Genomic DNA, 26,513 nt, shown 5'->3' with positions numbered 1-26,513 from the left:
TTGCGTCACGCGCGCGCGGCCGGATCGAGTGCGTCGACGAGCGCCGCGACCGAGTCGAACGCGCGGTCGGCATCGGGCGGCGGCGGCCTGCGCAGCATCACGACCGGCAGCCTGCGTTCGCGCGCGACGTCGAGCTTGGCCTCGGTGGCCGCGCCGCCGCTGTTCTTGCTGACGACGACGTCGATGCCGGCCAGCGCGAACAGCGCGCGCTCGCCTTCGGGCGTGAACGGCCCACGCGCCGCGACGACCTGCGCGCGGGCGTTGCCGGGGTGCGCATCGAGGCAGCGCACGAGCCAGAACTGGTGCGGCGGGATCGCGTCGAGATGTGCGAGCGGCTCGCGGCCGAGCGTGAACAGCGGGCGCCTGAACGGCGCGAGCGCGGCCTCGATGCCTGCCCAGTCGTCGACCATCCGCCAGTCGTCGCCCGGTTGCGGCGTCCACGGCGCGCGTCGCAGCGCCCAGAGCGGCACGCCCGCGGCGCGCGTTGCCGCCGCGGCGTTCGCGCTGATTTGCGCGGCATACGGATGCGTTGCGTCGATCACGAGACCCATGCCGGCGTCGCGAAGATACGCGGTCAGCCCGGCTGCACCGCCGAAACCGCCGACGCGCACGTCGCAGCGCAGATCGTCTGGCGTCTTGCCGAGACCGGCGAGACTGTAGACATGATGCGGGCCCAGCACGCGCGCGATCTTCAGCGCATCGCCGGTGCCGCCGAGCAGCAGGATGCGCGGGCTCATCGCGCCTCCCCGACGAAACGGCCCTGCCGGTCGATCGCGAACATCTCGACCGCGACCGACGGCGGCACGATGTCGCGCGCCACCCGCAACGCATGCGCGCAGACGAGATCGCCGAGCGGCACGCCGTCGGCCTGCGCGAGTTTCAACGCTTCCTGGCTCGTGTTCGCGGCGCGCATCGCGGCCTGCAGCGCATCGCTCGCGCCGGCCTCGGCCGCCCACTGCGCGAGCAGCGGCAGATCGATGCTCGAATGGCGGCTGTGCAGGTCGAGATGGCCGGCCGCGAGCTTGCTGAGCTTGCCGAAGCCGCCGCACATCGACAGGCGCGCGACCGGCGCGCGCCGCAGGTGCTTGAGCACCGCGCCCGCGAAATCGCCCATTTCGATGAGCGCCATGTCGGGCAGACGGTAGTGCGCGCGCATCGCGTCCTCGCTCGCGTTGCCCGTGCAGGCGGCGATGTGCGCGATGCCGTTCGCCCGTGCGACGTCGATGCCCTGATGAATCGACGCGATATAGGCCGAACACGAGAACGGCCGCACGATGCCGGTCGTGCCGAGGATCGACAGCCCGCCGACGATGCCCAGGCGCGGGTTCATCGTCTTCAGCGCGAGCGCCTCGCCGCCTTCCACGCCGATCGTCACGTCGAAGCCGCCCGCGTAGCCGTGTTCGGCGGCGAGCGCTTCGAGGTGCGTGGTCATCATCTGGCGCGGCACCGGGTTGATCGCCGGTTCGCCGACCGGCAGCGTCAGCCCCGCACGCGTGACCGTGCCGACGCCCGGCCCGGCATGAAAGCGCACGCCAGGCGCGGCCGCGAGCGCGACACGCGCGAAGATCAGCGCGCCGTGCGTGACGTCCGGATCGTCGCCGGCATCCTTGATCGTGCCGGCTTCGGCGCCCTCGGCCGTGGCGCGGCAGAATTCGAGCCGCATCATCACGCGCTGCCCCTTCGGCAGCACGATCTCGACCGCGTCGTCCGCGTGACCCGCGAGCAACAGCCGCGCGGCCGCGAGCGACGTCGCGGTCGCGCAGCTGCCGGTCGTGTAGCCGAAGCGTAGCGGCGCGGGCTGTTCGGGGGTTTCGTCGCGCATCACGCGTCCATTGGGTTCGACGTGTTCGACATATGCGACGAGCCGGCCGCGTCTGTCGCGTCGGGCTTGCGCACGTCGTACAGCGTGACGGGCAGCGGCTGCCGCCACGTGTCGAAGCGGCCGAGCGGCTCGGCATGCGCGAGCGACACGCGCGTGAGCGTGCCGCCATGCGCATCGCGCCACGCGGCGAGCGCGATCTCGCCCTGCAGCGTGACCGCGTTCGCGACCAGCCGCCCGCCGGGTTTCAGCGACGCCCAGCACGCGTCGAGCACACCCGGCGCCGTTGCGCCGCCGCCGATGAAGATCGCGTCGGGCGCGGCGAGCCCCGCGAGCGCAGCGGGCGCGCGGCCCGCGACGAGTTGCAGGCCCGGCACGCCGAGCGTATCGCGGTTGTGTTCGATGAAGCGCTGCCGCTCCGCATGCGCTTCGATCGCGATCGCCTGGCAGGATGGATGCGTGCGCATCCATTCGATGCCGATCGACCCGCTGCCGGCGCCGACGTCCCACAACAGTTCGCCGGGGGCCGGCGCAAGACGACCTAGCGTCATCGCGCGCAGGTCGCGCTTGGTGAGCTGGCCGTCGTGGCGGTATGCGTCGTCGGGCAGGCCGGGCGTGAGCGCGCGGCGCGGCGCATCGGGCCCCGCCTGGCAGTCCAGCGCGACGAGATTGAGCGCGGCGGTTTCGTCGACGTTCCAGTCCTGCGCGAGGCCGTCGATACGGCGCTCGAGCGGCCCGCCCAGATGCTCGAACACGCTGACGCGCGTCGGCCCGAAGCCGCGTGCGGCGAGTTCGGCCGCGACGGCGGCCGGCGTGCGGCCGTCGGCGCTCAGCACGAACAGGCGCCGGCCCGGCAGCAGGTGGCGCGCCAGCGTCGCGAGCGGACGCCCGACGAGCGACACCGCGCCGACGTCCTGCAGCGCCCAGCCGAGGCGCGCGGCGGCGAGCGACAGCGACGACGGCGCGGGCAGCACGCGCCATTCGTCGGGAGAAAGCTGGCGGGCGAGCGTCGCGCCGACGCCGAACAGCATCGGGTCGCCGCTCGCGAGCACGCATACGGGCGCGCCGCGGCGCGCGAGCAGCCCCGACAGGTCGAACGGCGACGGCCAAGCTTCGCGCGCGGCCCGCAGCCGGGCGGGCAGCATGTCGAGATGCCGTTTCGCGCCGACCACATGCGTCGCGTCGAGCAGCGCGCGCCGCGCGTGGCGTCCGAGCCCCGCGTAACCGTCGTCGCCGATGCCCACTACCGTCAGCCACGCCGTCATGCACCCTTCCCCATCGTTCGATTCCATCGTGTCGCCGCGCGGCCGTGAAAGCGCCGGTGCAGCCGTCCGCATTGCGAAAAACGGCATGGTACCGTGTTCCACCCGGCGTTTCATCCGCCGGCCCGCCAGCGCCCGATCGTTGCCCGCTTCGCCCGCCGCGAGCGGCCGGCCGGTCGCGAATCGCGGCCGAAATCGGGTATCCTACGGCCGTTCGTTCGCCGGTGCCCCTCGGGGCCGAAGAGGGAACACAGGGCGCCTCGAGCGCCGCTGTGGCTGCCCCCGCAACTGTAGACAGCGAGCCGATCTCCCCCTCATGCCACTGGTTTCACCGGGAAGGCCGGGAGCCGGCGCCGACCTGTCAGCCAGGAGACCTGCCGGCCAGAAAGTGCGTGCGTGCCAGTCGGCGTCGGGCGGGGTGTACCGATGCGTTGGCCGCGGCGCCACACTGTCCCGGTATCCCGTTGAATTCCGCTCCCGATTCGATTCCTGCGTCGCCCGCCGTGCGCCCGTCGGCTTGCCCGGGGCTCGTGCGCGTGGTCGCGGCCGTCGACGGCGGGCTGTGCCGGATCAAGCTGCCGGGCGGCCGGCTCGACGCGCGCCAGGCGCGCGCGATCGCCGCCGCCGCGCGCCTGTACGGCTCCGGTGCGATCGACGCGACCAATCGCGCGAATCTCCAGCTGCGCGGCATTCGCGACGGCGCGGCCGATGCGCTGGCGCACGCGCTGCTCGACGCGGGGCTCGGCCCCCGCGCAAGCGCCGACAACGCCACCTTCGATGCAGCCGCGCTCGCGGCGAGCGACGACGTCCGCAACGTGATGGTGAGCCCGCTCGCCGGGCACGACCCGGCCGCGCTCGTCGATAGCCGCGCGCTCGCCGAGTCGCTGCTCGACATGCTGGCGAGCGAGCCGCGTCGCGGCGAACTGTCGCCGAAATTCTCGATCCAGCTCGACGGCGGCGAAACGGTCGCGGCGCTTGATCATCCGCACGACATCTGGCTGGCGGCGTGGCGTCGCGGCGACGGCGCGATGCGTGTCGCGGCGGGGCTGGCCGGCTGTCCGCCGGTTGCGCGCGGCGACCGGCCGGCTTCGGTCGACGTATCGCCCGATCAGGCCGTCGCGCTGGTTCGCGCGCTGCTGCGCGCGTTCCTCGATCTCGCGCCGGCCGAGGTCACGCGGATGCGCGCGTTGCTGGAGACGTGCGACGAACGCACGCTGCTCGAACGCGCGCAGCACGACCTGCCCTTCCCGCTCGCGGCCGATCCGGCGCTTGCCGACTGGCGGCGCACGCGCACCGACCCCGCGTTGCGCTTCGGCGCACACCCGTCGCGCGACGCGGCGCGCTGCAGCGTCGGCGCGCAATTCGCGCTCGGGCGGCTCGACGCGGCGCAACTGGAACGGCTCGCCGCGCTGGCCGAAGCCGACGGCGACGGCACGCTGTCGATGACGCCGTGGCAAGGCGTGTTCATGCACGGCGTCCCGAACGCGCGTGCGGCCGCGATGCGCGAAGCACTCGCGTCGCTCGGCCTCGTGTGCGCGTCGTCCGAACCGCTGGCGGCGCTCGTCGCGTGCACCGGCAGCGCCGGCTGCGCGAAAGCGCACGCCGACACGAAACTCGACGCGCGCGCGCTCGCCACGCGTCTCGGCCATCCGCTCGACGTGCATCTGACCGGTTGCGAACGCCACTGCGCGCTGCCGCACCCCGCCGCGCATACGCTCGTCGCGGTGGCGCCCGCGCACTACGACCTTTACCGGCGCGACGCGGCCGCGGGCCTCGGCGCCCCGCTCGCGCGCCATCTGACGATTGACCAGGCCGCGGCCCGACTCATGGACGCGCGGCACACCCAGGACACCACCGATGCTTGACTACATTCGCGACGGGCAGGAAATCTACCGCCAGTCGTTCGCGACGATCCGCGCCGAGGCCGACCTGTCGCAGATCCCGCCCGATCTCGAGAAACTCGCGGTGCGCGTGATCCATGCGTGCGGGATGGTCGACATCGTGTACGACCTGCGTTTTTCCGCCGGCGCCGGCACGGCCGGCCGTACCGCGCTCGCGGCCGGCGCGCCGATCCTGTGCGACGCGAGGATGGTCGCCGAAGGCATCACGCGTGCACGGCTGCCCGCGGCCAATCGCGTGATCTGCACGCTCGGCGAGCCGGAGGTGCCCGATCTCGCGCGGCAACTGGGCAACACGCGTTCGGCCGCGGCGCTCGAACTGTGGCGCCCGCATCTCGCGGGCAGCGTCGTCGTGATCGGCAATGCGCCGACCGCGCTGTTTCATCTGCTCGACATGATCGACGCCGGCGCGCCACGCCCCGCGCTGATCCTCGGCTTCCCGGTCGGTTTCATCGGCGCGGCCGAATCGAAGGCGATGCTCGACGCCGACAGCCGCGGCGTGCCGTACGTCGCGCTGCTCGGCCGGCGCGGCGGCAGCGCGATGGCCGCCGCCGCGGTCAATGCGCTTGCAACGGAGGTCGAATGACGACGGTGCGCGGACGGCTGTTCGGGGTCGGCGTCGGCCCGGGCGACCCCGAACTGATGACGATCAAGGCGCTGCGCGTGCTGCAGGCGGCGCCGGTGGTCGCGTATTTCGTCGCGAAAGGCAAGAAAGGCAACGCGTACGGCATCGTCGAGGCGCACCTGCTCGACGGGCAGACGCAACTGCCGCTCGTCTACCCGGTGACGACCGAGGCGCTGCCGCCGCCGCTGTGCTACGAGACGGTGATCGCCGATTTCTACGACACCGCGGCCGAGATCGTCGCCGCGCACCTCGATGCGGGCCGCGACGTCGCGGTGATCTGCGAAGGCGACCCGTTCTTCTACGGCTCGTACATGTATCTGCACGACCGCCTCGCGCCGCGCTACGACACCGAGGTGATCCCCGGCGTGTGCGCGATGCTCGGCGGCACGGCCGTGCTCGGCCAGCCGCTCGTCTATCGCAACCAGAGCCTGTCGGTGCTGTCGGGCGTGCTGCCCGAGCACGAACTGCGCGAGCGGCTCGCGCGGGCCGACGCGGCCGTCGTGATGAAGCTCGGCCGCAATTTCGACAAGGTGCGGCGCGTGCTCGACGAACTCGGGCTCGCGAAGCGCGCGCTGTACGTCGAGCGCGCGACGATGGCGAACCAGCGCATCGTGCCGCTCGACGAGGTCGATCCGATGGCGTCGCCGTATTTCTCGCTGCTCGTCGTGCCGGGGGAAAAATGGCAAGGATGACGACGCCGCCCGCGATCGTGATTCTCGGCGCGGGCGCGCTCGATACCGCACGGCGTATCCAGGCGCGTTACCCGGGCGCCCGCGTGCACGGGCTTGCCTCGCGCGTCGACGCCGACGTGTCGTTCGACGAACTCGGCGCGCACCTGCGCGAACTCTATGCACGCGGCTTGCCGATCGTCGCGCTGTGCGCGGCCGGCATCGTGATCCGCTGCCTCGCGCCCGCGCTCGCCGACAAGGGCGTCGAGCCGCCGGTGCTCGCGGTCGCGGAGGACGGCTCGGCCGTCGTGCCGCTGCTCGGCGGGCTGACGGGCGTCAACGTGATCGCGCGTGAAATCGCCGCATGCGTCGGCGTCGCGCCGGCGATCACGACGAGCGGCGAACTGCGCTTCGGCGCATGCGTGCTCAATCCGCCGGAAGGCTATGCGCTCGCCGACCTCGCGCAAGGCAAGCGCTTCGTGTCCGACCTGCTCGCGGGCGCGTCGACGCGCATCGACGGCGCCGCGCCGTGGCTCGACGGGGTCGCGTTGCCGCGCGATGCCGCGGCCGCGCATGCGATTCGCGTGACGCCCGATGCGTGGCGCGGCGCGCGCGACGAACTCGTGATTCATCCGCGCAGCGTGGTGGTCGGCGTGGCGGCGGATGCCGTGCATGCAGCGCAAGCGCTGGCCGTGCGTATCGAAGCCGCGCTCGACGCGCAAGGCCTCGCGCGGCTGGCGCTCGCGGCCATCGTCGCGCCGGCGTCGGCGATCGGCGACGCCGCACTGGAAGAAGCGGCGAGCACGCTCGACGTGCCGCTGCGTTTCGTCGATAGCGGTGGCGATCGTGACCGCGACGCGCCCGCGGAGGCCGCCACGCTGCTCGGCCGCGCATTGCGCGTCACGCATACGTTGCATGACGCATCGAACGGTCTCGCGTGCGCGGTCGCATCGCAGCCGGTCGATCCGGCCACGCTCGGCCGCGCACGCGGCCGCCTGACGGTGCTCGGCCTCGGCCCGGGCGGCGCCGCATGGCTCACGCCGGCCGCGCGCGCGGCGCTCGCGGACGCGACCGACATCCTCGGCTACACGACCTACGTGAACATGGCCGGCCCGTTTCGGGCGGACCAGCGCGTGCACGGCACCGACAATCGCGAGGAAATGCAGCGCGCGCGCCATGCGTTCGAACTCGCGGCCGAGGGCCGGCGCGTCGCGGTCGTGTCGTCGGGCGACCCCGGCGTGTTCGCGATGGCCGCGGCCGTGCTCGAAGCGCTCGACGAAGCACGCGACCCGCAATGGGCCACGGTCGACCTGCGCGTGGAGCCCGGCATCTCCGCGTCGCTCGCGACGGCCGCGCAGGCCGGCGCGCCGCTCGGCCACGATTTCTGCGCGATCTCGCTGTCGGACAACCTGAAGCCGTGGGACGTGATCGAGACGCGCCTGCGGCACGCGGCGCAAGCCGATCTCGTGATGGCGTTCTACAACCCGATCTCGCGCGCGCGGCCGTGGCAGCTCGACCGTGCGCTCGATATCGTGCGCGCGCATCGCGCGGCCGATACGGTGGTCGTGCTCGGCCGCGACATCGGCCGGCCGGGCGCGACGCTCTCGACGACGACGCTCGGCGCGCTGCGCGGCGAGCAGGTCGACATGCGCACGATGATGATCGTCGGCTCGTCGACGACACGGCGTTTCGCGATCGGCAACACGCGCGAATGGGTCTATACGCCGCGCTGGTATCGGTGAACGCGGCTGCGCGCGGCGTGGCGCGTACCGCATCCCCGGCGACGCTCGCGTGAATGCGCATGCATGCGCACCGGCAATCGGCATGCCGGCGCGTCGCCGGTTCTCTGGAACCGGTCCATGCGCACTGCGTCGCGCGACCGGTCGGAAAAAGTGCCCGCCCCGCGTTTCGAAACGCGATCGAATCGGCAAGTTCGTTACGTATCGGGAATCGAATAGCAAAAAGAAGAACACCTAAATTCCCTATTCGACGCGAATCCTCCAAGATAGGCACGCCGCCGGTGGGACACCTGCGTTGCCCGCCGGCGGCGATACGCAGGCCAGCGTATCCCTCTTCCACTTGGAGAACACAGAATGAACAACAATGTGTTGCCGCGTTTCGTTCCGCGTGCGTTTGCCGCGGGTTGTCTGCTCGCGATGGCGAGCGTGTCGCACGGTGCCGGCGTCTATGCACCGTATGTCGACGTGACGCTTTATCCGACACCGCTGGTCGACCAGATCGGCGTACGCCAGGGCATCCAGCAGTTCACACTCGCGTTCGTGGTCGCGGGCAACGGCTGCGTGCCGTCGTGGGGCGGCGTGCAGCCGATCGGCAACGGCGCGAGCGGCGGCCTGCTGACCGCGCTGTCCACGTCGATCGCGAGCTACCGCGCGAAAGGCGGCGAAGTCGCCGTGTCGTTCGGCGGCGCGAACGGCACGCCGCTGATGCAGGCGTGCTCGACGGTTCCCGCGCTGAAGACTGCATACCAGACGGTGATCGATACGTACGGCCTCACGCATGTCGATTTCGACATCGAGGGTGCGTCGCAGCAGGATACGGCGGCGGTGGCGCGCAACTTCCAGGCGGTCGCGCAACTGCAGGCCGACTACGCGGCGAAGGGCAAGCCGCTGCACGTGACGCTGACGCTGCCGACGATGCCGACCGGGCTCACGCAGGACGGCGTGAACGTCGTCAACGCGGCCATCGCGAACAAGACCACGTTCGATGCGGTCAACGTGATGGCGATGGATTACGGCCCCGCGAACATCGACATGGGCGCCGCGGCGATCAGCGCCGCGCAGGCGCTGTATTCGCAGCTCGACACGGCGTTCAAGTCCGCCGGCCAGCCGAAGACCAACGCGCAGCTGTGGCAGATGGTCGGCGTCACGCCGATGATCGGCGTGAACGACGTGCAGGGCGAAACCTTCACGCTCGCGAATGCGCAGACCGTGCTGAACGCGGCGGTCGCGAACGGCTATGGCTTCTTCGGCAACTGGTCGGTCGGCCGCGATCAGGCGTGCCCGTCCGGCGGCACGTATGCGTCGCCGACCTGCTCGGGCGTCGCGCAGCAGCCGTACGCGTTCGCGGCGATCTTCAGGAAGCTCGACGGCAAGTGGGGCGCGGGCGTCACGCAGGACCCGAACTACGGCGGCGGCTCGGACGGCGGCACGCCTCAGCCGGGTGCGCCGTGGGCGGCCGGCCAGGTCTATACGGCCGGCGCGACGGTCACCTACCAGGGCACGACGTATCAGGCGCAGTGGTGGACGCAGGGCGACGTGCCCGGCCAGGCCGCCGTGTGGAAGCCGGTCGGCGGCGGCACGCCTGCGTGGTCGGCGACGACCGCGTACCAGGGCGGCACGTGCGTGACGTACCAGGGCGCGAAGTATTGCGCGAAATGGTGGACGCAGGGCGACAACCCGAGCGCGGGCGGCGTGTGGGTGAAGTCGTGACGGTGCGGCGCGCTCGCGCGTGACGCGCGGCGGGCCGTTCCCGGCGTGGCAGGACCGCACGCCGGCGACGGCCCGCAGCCGGCGCCCTACCCGCGCGCGTGCTCGGCCAGCAGCCGCGCCTTCGCGTCGACGAGCAGCGCCGCATGCGTGTCGCGATGCTGGCGGATCCGCTCGGTCGGCCCGACGATCGACAGCCCGTACCAGTCGCCGTCGAGCGTCAGCGCGACCGCGATCGCCGACAGTTCGGGCGCGCTTTCGCCGAAGTTCTCCGCCCACCCGAGTTCGCGAAACCGCGCGGTCTGCCCGACGAGCGCCGGCAGGTCGGCCACCGTCGCGTCGGTGAAGCGTTCGAACGGCAGTTGCGCGCCGAGCGCCTGCTGCGCATCGGCGGCGAGTTCCGCGAAGATCGCCTTGCCGATCGAATTCGCATGCAGCGGCCGCAGTTCGCCCGGCTGGCGCGTATAGCGGATCGCCTGCTCCGATTCGACGACGTCGAGGTACGTGACCGACGCGCCCTGGATCTTGCCGAGCACGGCTGTTTCGCGGCTCGCGTCGCGCAGTGCGACGAGGTGCGGATGCACGATGTCGACGACCGGATCGGTCGCGTCGATCGCGGCGGCGACCGTCTGCAGGCGCCGCGTCGGATAGTAGCCGCCGCGCTTGCGCACTTCGTACAGATAGCCGCGGCTCACGAGCGTGCGCGCCATCGCGAGGCAGCTCGACGCCGGCACGTTGAGCAGGCGCGCGAGTTCGGTGAGCGGCAGCGGCCGCCGTTCGGCGGCGAACAGCTCGAACAGGTCGAGCGTGCGGGCAACGAGTTTGACGTCCATGACGAGCGCTTGATTCGGAACGGGAACCCGCGCGCCGGGCGGGCCGCCGGGTCGGTACGGTCAGTACGACTTCGGCAGCCCGAGCACCTTCTCCGCGATGTAGCACAGGATCAGTTGCGGGCTCACGGGCGCGAGCCTCGGAATCATACACTCGCGCAGGTAGCGCTCGACATGGTATTCCTTCGCGTACCCCATCCCGCCGTGCGTCGCGATCGCCGTCTGGCACGCCTGGAACGCCGCTTCCGCGCCGAGGTATTTCGCCGCGTTCGCCTCCGCGCCGCACGACTGGCCCGCGTCGTAGCGCGTCGCGGCCTTCATCACCATCAGCCACGCGGCCTCGAGCTGCATCCATGCCTGCGCGAGCGGATGCTGGATCGACTGGTTCTCCCCGATCGGCCGGCCGAACACCACGCGCTCGCACGCATACTGCGTCGCGCGGCGCAGCGCGGCCTGCCCGAGCCCGATCGCCTCGGCGGCGATCAGGATCCGTTCAGGGTTCAGCCCGTGCAGCAGATAGCGGAAGCCGTCACCTTCGTTGCCGATCAGGTCGTCGCGCGGCACGCGCAGATTGTCGATGAACAGCATGTTCGAATCGACCGCCTTGCGGCCCATCTTCTCGATTTCGCGCACCTCGACGCGCGAGCGGTCGAGGTCGGTATAGAACAGGCTCAGCCCGTCGGTCGGTTTCGCGACCTGATCGAGCGGTGTCGTGCGCGCGATGATCAGCATCTTGTTCGCGACCTGCGCGGTCGAGATCCAGATCTTGCGCCCGCTCAGCACGTAGTGATCGCCGTCGCGGCGCGCCTGCGTGCTCAGGTGCGTGGTGTCGAGCCCGGCGTCGGGTTCGGTCACCGCGAAGCATGCCTTGTCGCGCCCGGCGATCAGCGGCGGCAGGAAGCGCGCCTTCTGCGCATCGTTGCCGAACACCTGCACCGGATTCAGCCCGAAGATGTTCATGTGGACGGCCGACGCGCCGGACAGCCCGGCGCCCGACGCGCTGATCGTGCGCATCATCAGCGCCGCCTCGGTCATCCCGAGGCCGGCGCCGCCGTAGGCCGGATCCATCGCGATGCCGAGCCAGCCGGCCTCGGCGAGCGCCGCGTGGAAATCGGCCGGAAACCCGCCCGCGCGATCGCGTTCGAGCCAGTAGTCGTCGCCGAAGCGCTCGCAGATTTTCTCGATCGCGCTTTCGATCGCGCGCTGGTCGTCGGTCAGGTCGAACTGCATGGACTGCTCTCCCGGCAAGTGTGAACGGCCGCGCCGCTCACAATGGAAACACGCCCGTCGCGACCGCGGCGAAGACCATCAGCACGGTGGCGGCGAACAGGAACGGAATCGTGAATTTCTGGTGCTCGGCGAGCTCGACGCCGGTCAGGCCGACGATCAGGAACGTCGCGGGCGTGAGCGGGCTCACCGGAAAACCCGTCGTCATCTGGCCGAGCAGCGCGGCCTGCGCCATCTGGATCGGTGGCACGCCGAGCAGCTTGCCGCTCTCCGCGAGCACCGGCAGCACGCCGAAGTAGAACGAATCGGGATCGAACAGCAGGCTGAGCGGCATCGACAGCAGCCCGAGCACGAACGGCATGTGGCGCGCATGCTCGACCGGCACGTGCGCGACGACGACCTCGGCCATCGCCTTCAGCATCCCGGTGCCGGACATGATGCCGGTGAACGCGCCGGCCGCGAGCAGCACGCTCGCCATCATCAGCGCGGCCTTCGCATGCGCGTCGATCCGCTCGCGCTGCGCGTGCACGTCCGGATAATTGATCACGAGCGCGGCGACCGTGCCGAGCATGAACATCACCATCGGGTCGACGATGCCCGACACCAGCGTGACGAGCACGAGCAGCGTCAGCGCGACGTTGATTCCGAAGCGGCCCGGCCGGCGCAACGCGCGCTCGGCGTCGGTCAGCTCGCGCGGTGCGATCGCGAGCGCGGCCGCGCCGGCGCGGTCGAGCCCGAGCCGCTTCGCCTCGCGCACGCCGAGCACGTACGCGGTGCCGAATACGAACACGAGCCCGACGATCTGCACCGGGATCATCGGCGTGAAGATCGCCGAGCCGGGAATGTGCAGCGCGGCCGACGCGCGCAGCATCGGGCCGACCCACGGCAGGAAATTGACGCCGGCCGCCATCGACGCGACGCACGCGAGGATGCGACGATCCATCCCGAGCCGCGTATAGAGCGGCATCATCGCGGGCAGCGTGACGAGAAACGTGACGGCGCCCGAGCCGTCGAGATGGATCAGCAGCGCGAGCAGCGCCGAGCCCATCACGATGCGCGGCGGGTGGCAGCCGATCACGCGCAGCACGCCGGCGATGATCGGATCGAGCATCCCCGCGTCGGTGAGGATACCGAAAAATAGAATCGCAAAAACGAACATCCCGGCGATCGGGCCGATGTTCTGTACGCCGTGCACGACGAACTTGCCGGTCTGCAGGCCGAAGCCGGCCGCGAGCGACGCGGCCACCGGCACGACGATCAGCGCGACGAGCGGCGACAGCCGCTTCGTGATGATCAGGCCGAACAGCGCGACGATGGCGATCGCGCCGATCCATGCGAGCATGATGCGTCTCCTCTTCAGCCGGTGCGCGTGTCGGTGCGTGTCGATGCGCGGGCCGGCGTGATGTCCGAATTGTTGGTGTGCCGGCGCGCGCGGCCGTGCGCCGCAAGGCGGCACGGCCGACGGCGGCCAGGCCGGTCAGGTCCGGCGGTTGTCGTCGTTGCCGTTGTCATCCGCAAACACCTGTGCCGCATGTTCGTTCAGCGCGGGCGGCGGCCGCCGGTACGTGGCCGGCGTGCGGCCGAGCTTGATCGGCGACGCGATGCCGCGATGCCGGCCCAGCTCGACCTTCATCCGCCGATGCGCGACGTGCGGATGGGCGAGCGCCGCGTCGAGCGCGAGCACGTGCGCGCACGGCACGCCGCGGTGCATCAGTCGCTCGGCGAGCGTCGCGCCGTCGTGCGCGGCCAGCGCCGTTTCGAGCAGCGTGCGCAGCGCGGCGCGGTTCCGGCTGCGCGCGCGGTTGTCCGCGAAGCGCGGATCGTCGAGCCAGTCGCGCGTGCCGAGCACGTCGCACAGCGCGGCGAACTGCCCGTTGTTGCCGACCGCCAGGAAAATGTCGACGCCCGCCGTCGGAAAGCTGTCATACGGCGTGATGTTCGGATGCGCGTTGCCGGTGCGCACGGGCGCCTGGCCCGAATGGAAGAAGTTCGGCGTATGCGGATGGAGGATCGACAGCGCGCAGTCGAACAGCGTCGATTCGACGAACTGGCCGCGCCCGCTCGCATCGCGCTCGCGCAGCGCCATCAGCACGCCGAGCGCCGCGTTCAGCCCCGTGACGAGATCGACGATCGGCACACCGACGCGCAACGGTGCGCCGCCGGCTTCGCCGTTGACGCTCATCAGCCCCGCGAGCGCCTGTACCGCCGCGTCATAGCCCGGCAGCCCGCCGAGCGGACCATCCGCGCCGAAACCCGACACGCGGCAATAAACGAGGCGCGGAAACCGCGCGTGCAGCGCATCGAAACCGAGCCCCCAGCGCTCCATCGTGCCGATCTTGAAGTTCTCGACCAGCGCGTCCGCGTGTTCGAGCAGCCCGAGCAGCCGCTCGCGATCGGCCGGCTGCGTCAGGTCGAGCGCGATGCCGAGCTTGTTGCGGTTCACGCCGAGGAAGTACGACGCTGTGTCGCCGTCGAACGGCGGCCCCCACGTGCGCGTCTCGTCGCCGGAAGGCGGTTCGACCTTGATCACCTCCGCGCCGTGGTCGGCGAGGATCTGGGTCGCGTACGGGCCGCCCAGCACCCGCGACAGATCGATGATGCGCAATCCCGCCAGCGCGCCCTGCTGCTCGTGTTCCGCCATGCGTCTCGCTCCTGGTTCCGGTCGATCGGACTGCCGGTTCCGGTGGGCCGGTGCTTGCGCGCGGCCAGTCCGGATTCGATGAATAATTCTTGTGCGTGAATTTATATTCACACTGGCGAATTATGTTGTCAAGCCCGGATGGACCCGCTTGCCGTCCGGATCACGCCGTCGCGTGCAAGTGGGGATGACACCGAACGCTCGCCGGTTGCGGTGGCGCCCTGCGCTTCGCTAAGCTGGCGGGCAACCTTCATCCCTATCCATACAAGGCAGAACATTCATGAAACGGTTGTGGCTGGCGGCCTTCGTGCTGGTGTCGTCGCTGGGCGTCGCGCACGCGCAGAACCAGACTTTCCACTTCGGCGAAGGACAAACCGGGATGCCGGGCGCCGCGCCGCATGCTGCGGGGCCGGCCGCGCGGCCCGCGCCCGCGCGCCGGCACGTCACCGCGCCGTCGCGTCATCACCGGCGTGCCGTTGACAAGCGCCGCCATTCGCGCCGGGCGAAACCCGCGCGCAGCGGAATCTACACGCACGCGTGAACTGTCGTCCGTGGGCGCGACCGCGGCGCATGGAACGGTCACGAACGGCCGGTCACGTCGGCGCTGCGGGCTGCATGCCGTCGCCGCCGGGCGGCGCACGACACGCCGCTCGAAGCCGCGCAGCGGGAGCTTGCGGAGGAAACGCGGCCGGAGGGGCTCGCACTCGACTACGTGGTGCGGTTCGGCGGCCTGACGAAGCTGCGTCACGTGTTGGTGGCCTGGCCGACGTGCCGGCGAACCTGACGCCGTGCGCGAGCAACGAGATCGCGCGCTGCATGTGATTCACCGTCGACCGGCTCGACACGCTCGGGCGAGCGTACCGACGCGCGAGATCATCGAACTGCCGCGGCTCGACTGTTTTTCAGAGTGCACGAGCGAGCCGCTTCGCCGAGCTCGACGCCGGCCCGGGCTCGGGTACCGACCGCGGCGATTACGCGCGCAGGAACGGGCCGGCCTTGCGTTCGAGCAGCGCGACGAGTTCGGGCTGCATGAACGCGTAGCGGTCGGGGATGTCGAGGCAGACGATCTTCCGGTGCTTCAGATGCGCGCCGAATTGCGCGGACAGTCGCGCCTTGTGTGCGCGCTCCATCACGAACACGATGTCCGCCCAGTCGAGCTGCTCGGCGGTGAGCCGCGCGTCCGCATCGGGCGCGAGGCCCGCGGAATCGGTCTCGATGCCCGGCCACGCGGCGAATACCGCTTCGGCCGTCGGGCTGCGCAGCCGGTTGCGGCTGCAGATGAACAGTGCGCGCGTCATGTCGCTTCGCGCCGCCCCGGGATGCCCCGCTCAGCCTTGCGGAATCGTGCCCGGCCGCACGTACGCGAGCATGTGCGGCACGTAATCGGCCTTGCCGAGCTCGACGCCGTGATGGCGCAGGATCGCGTACGCGGCGATTGCGTGAAAGTAGAACTGCGGCAGCGCCCAGTCGCGCGCGTACTGTTCGCCCGTCATGTCGAACGCGGTCCCGTTCGGCAGCTCGAGCGAGATCGGCAGCGCCGCGCCGCCGTCGAGCGCATCGGGCGGGAGTGCGCCGAGAAAGGCGAGCGTGCCGGCGATGATCGCCTGCGCGTCGGCCGGCGAGCCGGGTTGCGCATCGGCGTTCCAGCCGGCCTCGCGCAGCGCCAGCAAGGCAGCCGGCAGCGGCTCGCCACGCAGCCGGTGGACCGGCTCCATCGCCTGGAAACACGAGAAACGCACCTGGGCGGCGAGCGGATACATGTCGGGCGCCAGCCTCAGCGTCATCGCCGCGTCGGGTTCCTCGCCCGCGGCTTGCCGGTGCGCGACGGCCTTGTCGAGCCACGCGGACTGCGCGCGCAGCATCTGGGTGTAGGTCGGAACGAGAAGTTGGGTCGGTGACACGCGTGCGCTCCTGTGCTGGGGGTTCGCGCCACACGATAGCAGCGTCGGCGCAAACCTGCATCCCGGCGGGGGCGCCGACGTGTCGTTACGGCTTGCCGTGCCGCGCCAGAAAACGGTCGAGCTGCGATGCGAATGCCTTGCCGTCGCGTGCGCTGAATGGCGCCGGCCCGCCCGTGTCGATGCCCGCGCTACGCAACTGGTCCATCATCGCGCGCGTCGACAGGCGCTCCTCGATGTTTTCGCGACTGAACCAGTTGCCGCGCGGGTCGAGCGCATGCGCGCCCTTGTCGAGCACCGCGGCGGCCAGCGGGATGTCGGCGGTGATCACGAGGTCGCCGGCTTCCGCCAGCTCGACGATGCGCGCATCGGCCACGTCGAAGCCGGCCGGCACCTGCACGGCCTTGATGAACGGCGACGGCGGCGTGCGCAGAAACTGGTTCGCGACCAGCGTCACGCAGATTTCGGCACGACGCGCGGCGCGAAACAGCATGTCCTTGATGACGGCGGGACACGCGTCGGCATCGACCAATACTTGCATGGCGGGAGTTTCCAGGGAGCAGAAGCGGAAACGGTGATCATAGCGCACCGCCGGGCGGCCATCAGCCCGCGAGATCCGTGCGAAGCGCGTCGGCCGTCACCCACTGCGCGTCCCACGCCGCGGCAAGCCGCGGGCCCTGCCCGATCCGCACGGCCGCATCGTCGAAGTCGACGAACACGACGTGATCGGCTGCCGCCGGTCTCGCCGGCATCTCGCGCGTGCGCCCGTCGGACAGCACCCACAGCCAGCGCTGCCTGGCCGGCTCGCGGCGCGCCGCGCGGGCGAGCAACTGCGCGGCGGCCGCGATGCCGTCCGCCAGCGGCGTGCCGCCGCCGCCGTTGACCGGCTCGAGCCAGCGCGCATTCCACCAGCGCGGCACGGCCGGGCCGAAGCGCCGCGCGGCGCCGTTGCCGCCGAAGCAGACCAGCGCGGTTTCGGCACGCTCACGCGCGGCCTGATCGAAATACGCGACGATCAGCCCCTTCGCGAGCGCGAGCCGCTCGTGCGACAGCATCGACGCCGAACAATCCAGCACGAAGCAATGCAGCGCGTGCGGCGTGCCCGCGCGTTTCGCGAAGCGCAGATGGTCGCGGCGCAGCGGGTCGCCGCGTTTCGCGGCGAGCGTCGCCGGCCACGCGACGGCCGTGCCGGCACGCAACGTACGTGGCACGCGCGCCGCTGCGCCTGATTGCCATCGAGGACCGCGAATCGCGTTCGCGGCGGCGCCGGCTCGATGGCTCAGCGTTTTTTTAGCGGCAGCGGCACCACGCCTTTCACGTCGCGCAGCCCGGCCGGTTCGGGTGGCAGGTAACCCCAGTCGCCCTGCGATGCCGACGCGCCGGCCTGTGTTTCGCCCGATCGGTCGCCGGGCTGCTGGCGCGTATCCGGCGGCGAACGATCGTCGCGTTCGCCGCCGTGTTGCGACGACTGGCGCGACGACTGATGCGGCGGCTCCGCATGGCGCCGGTGCCGCAGGACGGCTTCGGCCACGCGCTCCACGTGCGACACCGTCACCGCGTCGGCCTGCTCCAGCGCGGCCAGCGCGCGCGCGGCGCGCAGCATCACGAGATCGGCGCGCAACCCGTCGACGGCCGCATCGATGCACAGCGCGCTGACGCGTGCATGAACCGCATCGTCGAAATCCAGCGCCGGCAGCCGCGCGCGCGCCGCGTGAATCCGGTCCGCGAGTTCGCGCTGGGCAGCCGCATGACGCGCGCGAAACGCGTCCGGATCGAGATCGAACGCAAGACGCGCCTTCACGATCCGCTCGCGCTGCCCAGCGTCGAAGCAGTTCTCGAGTTCGACCATCAGCCCGAAGCGGTCGAGCAACTGCGGGCGTAGCTCGCCCTCCTCGGGATTCATCGTGCCGACCAGCACGAATCGCGCGTCGTGCGCGTGCGACACGCCATCGCGCTCGACGATGTTCACGCCGCTCGCGGCGACGTCGAGCAGCGTATCGACGAGCCCGTCGGCAAGCAGGTTCACTTCGTCGACGTACAGCACGCCGAGATGCGCACGAGCCAGCAGGCCCGGCCGGAAGCGCACGCCGTTTTCGGCGAGCGCATGCGCGAGATCGAGCGTGCCCGTCACCTGCTCGTCGCTCGCCGACAGCGGCAGCGTGACGAACTGCCCTTCCGGCAACAGCTCCGCGAGGCCGCGCGCGGCCGTCGATTTCGCGGTGCCGCGCGGGCCGCTGACGAGCACGCCGCCGATCGACGGGTCGATCGCGGCGAGCAGCAGCGCCTGCTGCAATGCGTCCTGCGCGACGAGCGCCGCAAACGGAAAAACCGCGCGGGCGCGGTGCATCGTCGGATCGGTCATCGCGGTCCTCCTTCCTGGCGTTGTTCGCTCGCGAGCCAGACCGCTTCGATCCGCTCGCGATAAGGGCCCGGCTGCTGCCACAGCCCGCGCTGCATCGCTTCGACGAAGCGTTCGCAGATGCCGTGCAGCGCCTTCGGGTTGTGCCGTTCGAGGAACGCGCGGGTGGCGTCGTCGAACAGGTACGCGTCGGCGACGAGTGCGTACTGGTGATCGGACAGCACGCGCGCGGTCGCGTCATAGCCGTACAGGTAGTCGACGGTCGCGGCCAGCTCGGCCGCGCCCTTGTAGCCGTGACGCTTTACGCCGTCGAGCCATTTCGGGTTGACGACGCGCGAGCGGATCACGCGCGCGATTTCCTCGCGCAGCGTGCGCATCTTCGGCGCGACGGGGTTCGCATGGTCGCCGTGATAGATGCTCGGCTGCTGCCCCGACAGATGGCGCACGGCCGCCGTCATCCCGCCCTGGAACTGGTAGTAGTCGTTCGAATCGAGGATGTCGTGCTCGCGGCTGTCCTGGTTCTGCACGACGACGTCGATCGTCGCGAGCCGCTCGCCGAACACGTCGGCCGCCGCGTCGCCCGCGCTGTTCTGCGCGTATGCGTGGCCGCCCCATTGACGGTAGGCATCGGCGAGATCGGCGTCGGTCTGCCAGCGGCGCTGGTCGATCAGATCCTGCAGGCCCGCGCCGTAACTGCCCGGCCGCGCGCCGAACACGCGCCAGCCGGCGCGGCGCCGCGCGTCGTCGGGCGCCATGCCCTGCGCGACCCACTTCTCGCGTTCGCGCTCGATGCGCGCGCGGATCGGGTTCAGCTCCTCCGGCTCGTCGAGCGCGGCAACCGCCTGCACGGCCGCGTCGAACAGATGCATCAGGTTCGGAAACGCGTCGCGGAAGAAGCCCGACACGCGCAGCGTCACGTCGATGCGCGGCCGGTCGAAGATCTCGATCGGCAGGATCTCGAAGTCGGTCACGCGGTGGCTGCCGTGCGCCCATTTCGGCCGCACGCCGATCAGCGCGAACGCCTGCGCGATGTCGTCGCCGCCGGTGCGCATCGTGGCCGTGCCCCACACCGACAGCCCGATCGCGCGCGGATAGTCGCCGTGATCCTGCAGATGGCGTTCGATCAGTTGCTGCGCGGATTTCAGCCCGAGCGACCACGCGGCTTGCGTCGGCACCGCGCGCGTATCGACCGAGTAGAAGTTGCGGCCCGTGGGCAGCACGTCGGGGCGGCCGCGCGACGGCGAGCCGCTCGGCCCCGGCGGCACGAAACGCCCGTCGAGCCCGCGCAGCAGTTGACGCATTTCCTCGCGGCCGCACGCGTCGAGTGCGGGCAACAGCGTCGACCGCACGCGCTCGATCACCGCGAGCGTATGCGGCCATTCGCCGGGCGGCGGCACGTCGATACCGGAATTCTCCGAAGCGGTTCCGCACACAGTGGCCAGCCAGTGCTGCGCGAGCCGTTCGAGCCGCTCGCGCGTATCGCCCGCATGCCGCCACGGCGACGCGTCAAGCGTCTGCAGGATGGCCGGCCGCGGCCCCGTCCACGGCGCGGCCCAGTCGGCCGCGAGCGGATCGAACGCGTCGCCGAGCGCAAGATCGCGCGCGAGCGCGCCGATCAGCCCCGCCCGTTCGCCCTTGCCGTCGCCAACCGGAAAACGTGCGAGCGCGAGCAGCGTGTCGCGCCGCTGGCGCTCGACCGGCGACGCGCCGAACACGTGCAGCCCGTCGCGAATCTGCGCTTCCTTCAATTCGCACAGCCACGCGTCGACCCGCGTGAGCAGCGCATCCTCGTCGCCCGCATCGCGCGGCGGCGACACGCTCAGCTCGTCGTGCAGACGATGCTCGGCGATCGTCGCGAGGATCGTCTTGCGCAGCAGCTTCGCGCGCCGCGCATCGACCATCAGCGCTTCGTAGTATTCGTCGACCTGCCGTTCGAGATCCTGCAGCGGCCCGTAGTTTTCCGCGCGCGTGAGCGGCGGCATCAGGTGATCGACGATCACGGCCTGCGCGCGGCGCTTCGCCTGGCTGCCCTCGCCCGGATCGTTGACGATGAACGGATACAGGTGCGGCAGCGGCCCGAGCGTCAGGTCGGGCCAGCACGCGTCGGACAGCGCGACGCTCTTGCCCGGCAGCCATTCGAGATTGCCGTGCTTGCCGAGATGGATGACGGCGTCGACGCGATACGCATCGCGCAGCCAGAAATAGAACGCGAGATACGCGTGCGGCGGCACGAGGTCGGCATCGTGGTAGCTCGCGTAGTCGTTCTCGTCGCGCGAGCGCGACGGCTGGATGCCGACGAACACGTTGCCCGCGCGCCAGCCGGCGATCGTGAAACGCCGTTGCCGCAGCGTCGGATCGGCTTCGGGCGGCCCCCACCGTTCGTTCAGCGCATCGCGCACGGCGGCCGGCAGCCGCGCGAACCGCGCGACGTAGTCGGCCAGCGCGTAACTCTGAAATGCGGGACGCAGCGTACGCACGGCGGGATCGTTGGTGACGCCCTCGGTGAGCCGCGCGATCAGCGCGTCGCCGTCGGGCGGCAGGTCGGCCACGGTATAGCCCGCGTCGCGCAGCGCCGCGAGCACGCGCAGCGCGGAGGCCGGCGTGTCGAGCCCGACGCCGTTGCCGATCCGCCCTTCGCTTTGCGGATAGTTCGCGAGAATCAGCGCGATGCGCTTGTCGGCGTTATCCAGCGTGCGCAGCCGGCACCAGCCGCGCGCGAGCGCCGCGACGAACGCGATCCGCTCGGCATCCGGCTGATAGCGCACGACGTCGACCTCGGTATGCGGGCAACGATACGCGAGCCCCTTGAAGCTCACCGCGCGCGTGACGATGCGCCCGTCGACCTCGGGCAGCGCGATGTGCATCGCGATGTCGCGGGCGTGCAGGCCCTGGCTGTCGGCGAGCCACGCGTCGCGATTGCCGCCGGACAGGATCACCTGCAGCACCGGCGCGTCGCCCGCGAGCACGTCGTGCTCGGGGCTGTCGATCGCGCCGGCCGCGAACGCGGTGGTATTCAGCACGAGCGCGACGCCATGCGTGTCGCACAGCTGCGTGATGACCTCGCGGCTCACCGCGTCCTTCAGCGACGTGACCGCGATCGGCAGCGGATTGAGCCCTTCGCGCACGAGCGCATCGGCCAGCGCGTCGAACACGGCCGTGTTCGCGGCCTGCCAGTGCGCGCGATAGAACAGGATCGCGACGACCGGTGCGCCGGGCGTCCAGCGCGGCCGCCAGTCGTCGACGCTCGCGCGGTCGCGCGCCGGGTGATACAGCGCGGCGGCCGGCAGCGGGCGCGGCGGTTCGGGCTCGTCGCCGAACCCGAGCGTGTGAAACGCGATGCTGCGCAGCAGCGCGTCGGCGTTGTGCACGCCGCCCTCGCGCAGATAGCGCCACCACAGCCGGCACAGGTCGGGCCTGACCGTGCTCTTCGCGACGAGGTTCGGATCCTCCTGCAGGTCGCCCGAGAACATCGCGAGCTGCTGCCCGCGCTTCGACGCGAGCGACACGGCCTGCTCGATCCCGTACGGCCAGTATGCTTCGCCGCCGAGATGATCGATCACGACCGTCTTCGCGTGACGCAACACGTCGTCGACGTAGAAATCGACCGACGCCGGCTGCCGCAGGAACGTGACGTTCGCGAGCCGCACGCTCGGAAATCCTTCGGGCAAGTGCGGCACGACGCTCGCGAGCAGCGACAGCGTCGTGTCGGCCGAACTCAGGATCACGATGTCGGCCGGCTGCTGGTCGATCCGGACGACGCCCTGCGTATCGTCGACGAAGCCGCCCGGCGTGGTGCGCAGCAGATGCATCGTGCGTTACGCCTGTTGCGGCTCGGCCGCGCACGCGGCGTCGAACGCGCGTTGCAGCGCGGCCGCGTCGAGATCCTCGCCGATCAGCACGAAGCGGCTCGCGCGCGTTTCGCCGTCCTGCCAGCGGCGGTCGAAATAGCTGTCGAAACGGCGCCCGACGCCCTGGATCACGAGCCGCATCGGCGCGCCGGGCAGCGCGGCGAAGCCTTTCGCGCGATAGATCGTGTGCGCTTCGACCACACGCTGCAGCGCGGCGATCGTCGCTTCGCGCGTGCCGGCGTCGCCCGACACCACGACCGAATCGAAATCGTCGTGATGGTGATCGTGATCGCCGTCGTCTGCCGAGCCGTGATGGTCGTGACGCAGGTGGATCGTTTCCTCCGACGCCGATTCGAGGCCGAGCAGCATCGCGAGATCGAGCTCGCCGCGCGTCGCGCGAACGATCTTCACCTGCGGCGGAATTTCTTCGCGGATCGCGGTTTCGACCCGCGCGAATTCGGCGTCGTCGACGAGGTCGGCCTTGTTCACGATCACGAGATCGGCGGACGACAGTTGATCGGCAAAGAGTTCGTGCAGCGGCGATTCGTGGTCGAGGTTCGGATCGGCGCGGCGCTGCGCGTCGACGGCCTGCGGGTTTTCCGCGAACTGGCCGCTCGCGGCGGCCGGCCCGTCGACGACGGTCACGACCGCGTCGACCGTGAAGCTGTTGCGGATCGTCGGCCAGTTGAACGCCTGCACGAGCGGCTTCGGCAGCGCGAGGCCCGACGTCTCGATCAGCACGTGATCGATGTCCGCGCGGCGCTCGACGAGCGCTTCCATCACCGGATAGAACTCTTCCTGCACGGTGCAGCACAGGCAGCCGTTCGCGAGTTCGTACAGTTGGCCCGCTGCTTCGCCCTGCGCGCCGTCAGCCTCGTCGCAGCCGATGCCGCAGCCCTTGAGGATTTCGCCATCGATGCCGAGTTCGCCGAATTCGTTGACGATCACCGCGATGCGGCGGCCTTCGGCGTGCTGCAGGATGTGGCGCATCAGCGTCGTCTTGCCGCTGCCGAGAAAGCCCGTGACGATCGTGACGGGCAGCTTGCGTAGGGTCATGGTAGGTCCGGTGTCGAAGAGGGAATCAGGACGGGCTCGTCGCGTCGGTGGCGGCGCGGCCATTCACGGGACGGTACGCGCGAAGGTCGCCGCGCAGTCCGGCCGGACAGCCGCGGGACGGGCGGAACAACGAATCGGGCATGGTGCTTCCTTGCGAACGGTCGACATCGTGAATGCCAACACGGCTGCCGCCTGCCCCGCCCGCGTCGCGCCGTTCGCCGTGCCGGCCGGGCGCGTTCGCGCGCCGGCGGATCGGAGGTGACAGCGGGAAACACCGGGCGTCGGGCCTGCCGCGGCCGTGGACGATGCGCCGCCTCCCCGCGGCGCTGAACCCCAACGTTTAGGCCGGTATCCGGGCTGACGAACACGCCGCTTCGCCTTCCCGGATGCGCGGCATCCAGTGGCAGTCGTCCGCATGCGCAGGGCATGCGGCGAAGCGGCGCTGCGTGGCGCTTGCGCGCGACGCGTTCGCTTACCGTTGCGGGGGCAGCACAGGTTGGCTCGACTGCGGTGCAGGCAGGCTCCCTGTTTCCCGTTTAACTGCGTGCGCCGGAGCGGCGCGCGCGAGCACCAAAACGCGTGCGAGTGTAGGCGGCGGGGCCGGGAGCGTCAAGGCGAGCGGTGCGCAGCTAACGCGAATGATTGTCGTTTTCAACTGGGCGAGATAAACTTCACCCGATAACAACGCAACCACCGCGCAACGGCAATGTGAGGCAATCACTCAGTCATCCTTAAATTTCCATGTCGAAACGACAGATATCCGGGCGGCGCTTTCCTGTGCTCGCCCTGTCGCTGTGCTCGATCGCCGGCGTTGCCTCCTTTCCTGCCCCGGCGGCCGAGTTCGACGACGAACTGCCCGCGCTCGAGGTGCGCAGCCGCCGTCATCCGAACGATCCGCGCGCCGAAAGCGTGAGTACGGCGACGCGCACCGCGACCGATCCGCGCGACGTCCCGCAAACGATCGACAGCGTGCCGGTCGAGGAAACGCTGTCGTATGGCGGCCGCACGCTGGCCGACGCGCTGGCCGGCGTGCCGGGTGTGTCCAATACGTCGGACACGCGCTTCGATTCGTTCCGCATTCGCGGCTTTTCCGCCGCGGGCGACCTGCTGCTCGACGGCATGCGCGACGACGCGCAATACGTGCGCAGTCTCGGCAACATCGAACGCGTCGAAGTGCTGAAGGGGCCGGCGGCGGCGCTGTACGGGCGCGGCAGCGGCGGCGGCGTCATCAACCGGATCACCAAGCAGCCGCTGCCGGAAAACTTCGGACATGTGTCGGCGGCGACCGGCAGTTATGGACGACTCGGCGCGTCGGTCGATCTCAACCGGATGCTGTCGGGCGCATGGAGCGTGCGGCTCAATGCCGGACGCGAACACGCGGGCAGCTTCCGCGACCACGTCGATGGCACGCGCCAGTACGTCGCGCCGTCGATCAAATGGCAGGACGCGCGGCGAAGCTGGCTGCTGCAGTTCGAATACGACACGTACCGGCGCGTGCCCGATCGCGGCATGCCGGCGTCGGTCGCCGCGGTCGATGCAGCCGGCAAGCCGCTCGCGTACGCGCTGCCGTCCGCGCCGCGCGCGACCTTCTTCGGCGCGGCGGGCCGCGACACGATCCGCGACGAAAACATGAACTGGCGCTCGGTCTTCACGCACGCGTTCGATGGCGGCTGGGAACTGCGCCATACGCTGGGCGTGCTGGATCTGCGCAGCACTTTCGACAACACCTACGTCACGCAAAGCTACGTCACGAAGCCGCGCGACTACCGGCGCGTGCAACGGGCGCGCTACCTGCAGGACATGACGCATCTGAACGTGCAGACCGGCGTCGAACTGGGCGGCAGGGTCGCGACCGGCCCGGGCGTGCATCACCTGCTGTTCGGCATCGAATACGGCTGGCAGAAACGCGCCCCGACGCTCTGGCAGGCCGACGCGGCGCCGGTCCCGATCACCGGACCGGATCGTCTCGCCCTGGCCGGCTCGACGCCGCGTCCGTATGCGATGAATCGCCACCGTGTCAGCGATTACGCGATCTTCGCGCAGGATCGCATCGACTTCGGGCGAGCATGGAAGCTCCTCGGTGGCGTGCGGGGAGAACGCTTCGACGTCGATTCGACCAACGCGCTGAACGATCTGCATGCACGGCGCACGACGACGGCGTGGAGCCCGCGGCTCGGCGTCGTGTGGTCGCCGGTGAGCGCGCACAGCCTGTATGCGTCGTACAGCAAGAACTTCGCGCCGGTCGGCGGCGACCTGATCGGCATCACGCCCGGCGCGCGCGGCAACGCCAACGATCTCGGCCCGCAATACACGCGTCAATACGAGATCGGCGTGAAAAGCGACTGGCGCGACGGCGCGCTGAGCACGACGCTCGCGCTGTTTCAGCTCGATCTGTACAACCGCCGCGTCGCCGACCCGGTTCGGCCGGGATTCTTCGATCTCACCGGCCTCGAGCGCAATCGCGGTATGGAACTGGGCGTCGCCGGCCGGCTCACGGGCGACTGGTTCGTCCGCGGCGGCATCGGCTGGCAACACGCGCGGGTGGTCGACGCCGAACTGAAGTACGCGGGCAAGCGGTCGGCGGGCGTGTCGGCGTCGAACGGCAGCCTGTTCGTCGGCCATGCGCCGCTGCGCGGGTTTTTCGCCGAACTCGGGCTCGTGTACGAAGGTGCGCGCTACGCCGATCGCGACAACCTGCTCGAACTGCCCGCCTACGTGCGCTGGGACGGCAAGGCCGGATATCGCACGCGCGACCTGGAGGTGACGCTGGCGGCCGTCAACCTGACCGATCGCGACTACTACGCGAATGCGACGAGCGTCGCGCAGATCATGCCCGGCGCGCCACGCACGTTCACGCTGACGGCGACGTACAAGTTCTGACCGCGTGCATGGTGCCGCCGCCCCGCGCAGCGGGCGCGCCGGGGCCGCTCGCGCGGCGC

21 protein-coding genes, 1 pseudogene and 2 riboswitches are annotated in these 26,513 nt (G+C 70.5%); of the genes and pseudogenes, 8 read left to right on the top strand and 14 right to left on the bottom strand.

What is annotated here, in order from left to right; genetic code table 11:
- Positions 1–5: 5 nt before the first annotated feature.
- From CFB52_RS08470 to cbiE, 3 genes are read right to left on the bottom strand one after another with little or no spacing between them, the layout of a single operon-like run.
- Entirely contained in the window at positions 6–737 is a 732-nt protein-coding gene (locus tag CFB52_RS08470; RefSeq protein ID WP_059584049.1) for a cobalt-precorrin-6A reductase, read from the bottom strand.
- The gene (locus CFB52_RS08465) at positions 734–1,822 is read right to left on the bottom strand and encodes a cobalt-precorrin-5B (C(1))-methyltransferase (RefSeq protein ID WP_059584051.1); all 1,089 of its coding nucleotides are present in this window, start codon (positions 1,820–1,822) and stop codon (positions 734–736) included. The genes CFB52_RS08470 and CFB52_RS08465 overlap by 4 nt, the downstream gene beginning before the upstream one ends.
- Positions 1,822–3,084 carry a precorrin-6y C5,15-methyltransferase (decarboxylating) subunit CbiE gene (cbiE, locus tag CFB52_RS08460; RefSeq protein WP_099316406.1) on the bottom strand — a complete coding sequence of 421 codons (1,263 nt, stop codon included), beginning with the start codon at positions 3,082–3,084 and terminating at the stop codon, positions 1,822–1,824. The genes CFB52_RS08465 and cbiE overlap by 1 nt, the downstream gene beginning before the upstream one ends.
- A gap of 202 nt (positions 3,085–3,286) precedes the next feature.
- A riboswitch (cobalamin riboswitch) is annotated at positions 3,287–3,478 on the top strand.
- Between the two features lie 67 nt (positions 3,479–3,545).
- Here cbiE and cobG point away from each other — a divergent pair.
- The 5 genes from cobG to CFB52_RS08435 all read left to right on the top strand — a co-directional run bounded on the left by cobG (position 3,546) and on the right by CFB52_RS08435 (position 9,721).
- Complete coding sequence (gene cobG, locus CFB52_RS08455; RefSeq protein WP_059584054.1) at positions 3,546–4,946, top strand: precorrin-3B synthase; 1,401 nt, start codon at positions 3,546–3,548, stop codon at positions 4,944–4,946.
- Complete coding sequence (locus CFB52_RS08450; protein WP_059584056.1) at positions 4,939–5,565, top strand: precorrin-8X methylmutase; 627 nt, start codon at positions 4,939–4,941, stop codon at positions 5,563–5,565. The genes cobG and CFB52_RS08450 overlap by 8 nt, the downstream gene beginning before the upstream one ends.
- Entirely contained in the window at positions 5,562–6,296 is a 735-nt protein-coding gene (locus tag CFB52_RS08445; RefSeq protein ID WP_059584057.1) for a precorrin-2 C(20)-methyltransferase, read from the top strand. The genes CFB52_RS08450 and CFB52_RS08445 overlap by 4 nt, the downstream gene beginning before the upstream one ends.
- Positions 6,293–8,014: a precorrin-3B C(17)-methyltransferase gene (cobJ, locus tag CFB52_RS08440; protein ID WP_099316404.1), complete on the top strand. Its 1,722-nt coding sequence runs from the start codon at positions 6,293–6,295 to the stop codon at positions 8,012–8,014. Before CFB52_RS08445 ends, cobJ begins: the two co-directional genes overlap by 4 nt.
- A gap of 351 nt (positions 8,015–8,365) precedes the next feature.
- Positions 8,366–9,721 carry a chitinase gene (locus CFB52_RS08435; protein ID WP_059584060.1) on the top strand — a complete coding sequence of 452 codons (1,356 nt, stop codon included), beginning with the start codon at positions 8,366–8,368 and terminating at the stop codon, positions 9,719–9,721.
- Positions 9,722–9,807: 86 nt separating this feature from the next.
- Here the strand turns inward: CFB52_RS08435 and CFB52_RS08430 are convergent, their stop codons facing one another.
- From CFB52_RS08430 to CFB52_RS08415, 4 genes are all read right to left on the bottom strand, one after another.
- Entirely contained in the window at positions 9,808–10,551 is a 744-nt protein-coding gene (locus tag CFB52_RS08430; RefSeq protein ID WP_059584062.1) for an IclR family transcriptional regulator, read from the bottom strand.
- 60 nt (positions 10,552–10,611) lie between these two features.
- Positions 10,612–11,778 carry an acyl-CoA dehydrogenase family protein gene (locus tag CFB52_RS08425; protein ID WP_099316403.1) on the bottom strand — a complete coding sequence of 389 codons (1,167 nt, stop codon included), beginning with the start codon at positions 11,776–11,778 and terminating at the stop codon, positions 10,612–10,614.
- 37 nt (positions 11,779–11,815) lie between these two features.
- Positions 11,816–13,117 (bottom strand): CitMHS family transporter, encoded by a 1,302-nt coding sequence (locus tag CFB52_RS08420; protein ID WP_099316402.1) that lies wholly within the window; start codon positions 13,115–13,117, stop codon positions 11,816–11,818.
- Positions 13,118–13,252: 135 nt separating this feature from the next.
- Positions 13,253–14,416: a CaiB/BaiF CoA-transferase family protein gene (locus CFB52_RS08415; protein ID WP_099316401.1), complete on the bottom strand. Its 1,164-nt coding sequence runs from the start codon at positions 14,414–14,416 to the stop codon at positions 13,253–13,255.
- A gap of 277 nt (positions 14,417–14,693) precedes the next feature.
- Between CFB52_RS08415 and CFB52_RS08410 the strand changes: the two genes are divergently transcribed.
- Together CFB52_RS08410 and CFB52_RS35010 are read left to right on the top strand one after the other, a co-directional pair.
- Positions 14,694–14,954 (top strand): hypothetical protein, encoded by a 261-nt coding sequence (locus tag CFB52_RS08410; RefSeq protein WP_059584075.1) that lies wholly within the window; start codon positions 14,694–14,696, stop codon positions 14,952–14,954.
- 99 nt (positions 14,955–15,053) lie between these two features.
- Positions 15,054–15,342, top strand: a pseudogene (locus tag CFB52_RS35010) (NUDIX domain-containing protein); the annotation flags it as partial.
- A 42-nt stretch (positions 15,343–15,384) separates the two neighbouring features.
- Here the strand turns inward: CFB52_RS35010 and CFB52_RS08400 are convergent.
- The 7 genes from CFB52_RS08400 to cobW all read right to left on the bottom strand — a co-directional run bounded on the left by CFB52_RS08400 (position 15,385) and on the right by cobW (position 23,574).
- Complete coding sequence (locus tag CFB52_RS08400; protein ID WP_059584077.1) at positions 15,385–15,711, bottom strand: low molecular weight protein tyrosine phosphatase family protein; 327 nt, start codon at positions 15,709–15,711, stop codon at positions 15,385–15,387.
- Positions 15,712–15,741: 30 nt separating this feature from the next.
- Positions 15,742–16,314: a DUF1993 family protein gene (locus tag CFB52_RS08395; RefSeq protein ID WP_059584078.1), complete on the bottom strand. Its 573-nt coding sequence runs from the start codon at positions 16,312–16,314 to the stop codon at positions 15,742–15,744.
- Between the two features lie 85 nt (positions 16,315–16,399).
- Complete coding sequence (locus CFB52_RS08390; protein WP_021160082.1) at positions 16,400–16,852, bottom strand: YaiI/YqxD family protein; 453 nt, start codon at positions 16,850–16,852, stop codon at positions 16,400–16,402.
- Between the two features lie 61 nt (positions 16,853–16,913).
- Entirely contained in the window at positions 16,914–17,522 is a 609-nt protein-coding gene (locus CFB52_RS08385; RefSeq protein WP_099316400.1) for a VWA domain-containing protein, read from the bottom strand.
- Between the two features lie 68 nt (positions 17,523–17,590).
- Entirely contained in the window at positions 17,591–18,673 is a 1,083-nt protein-coding gene (locus CFB52_RS08380; RefSeq protein ID WP_099316399.1) for an ATP-binding protein, read from the bottom strand.
- Positions 18,670–22,479, bottom strand: coding sequence for a cobaltochelatase subunit CobN (gene cobN, locus CFB52_RS08375; RefSeq protein ID WP_099316398.1), 3,810 nt, complete (start codon positions 22,477–22,479; stop codon positions 18,670–18,672). Before cobN ends, CFB52_RS08380 begins: the two co-directional genes overlap by 4 nt.
- A 6-nt stretch (positions 22,480–22,485) precedes the next feature.
- Positions 22,486–23,574, bottom strand: a complete 1,089-nt coding sequence (gene cobW, locus CFB52_RS08370) for a cobalamin biosynthesis protein CobW (RefSeq protein WP_099316397.1) — start codon at positions 23,572–23,574, stop codon at positions 22,486–22,488.
- Between the two features lie 325 nt (positions 23,575–23,899).
- A riboswitch (cobalamin riboswitch) is annotated at positions 23,900–24,164 on the bottom strand.
- A gap of 151 nt (positions 24,165–24,315) precedes the next feature.
- Here cobW and CFB52_RS08365 point away from each other — a divergent pair.
- Positions 24,316–26,454, top strand: coding sequence for a TonB-dependent siderophore receptor (locus CFB52_RS08365; protein WP_099316396.1), 2,139 nt, complete (start codon positions 24,316–24,318; stop codon positions 26,452–26,454).
- Positions 26,455–26,513: the final 59 nt, after the last annotated feature.

The organism is Burkholderia sp. AU18528 (genome assembly GCF_002223215.2).
GTDB lineage: Bacteria > Pseudomonadota > Gammaproteobacteria > Burkholderiales > Burkholderiaceae > Burkholderia > Burkholderia semiarida.
This window is presented reverse-complemented; position numbering and strand designations above follow the sequence as displayed.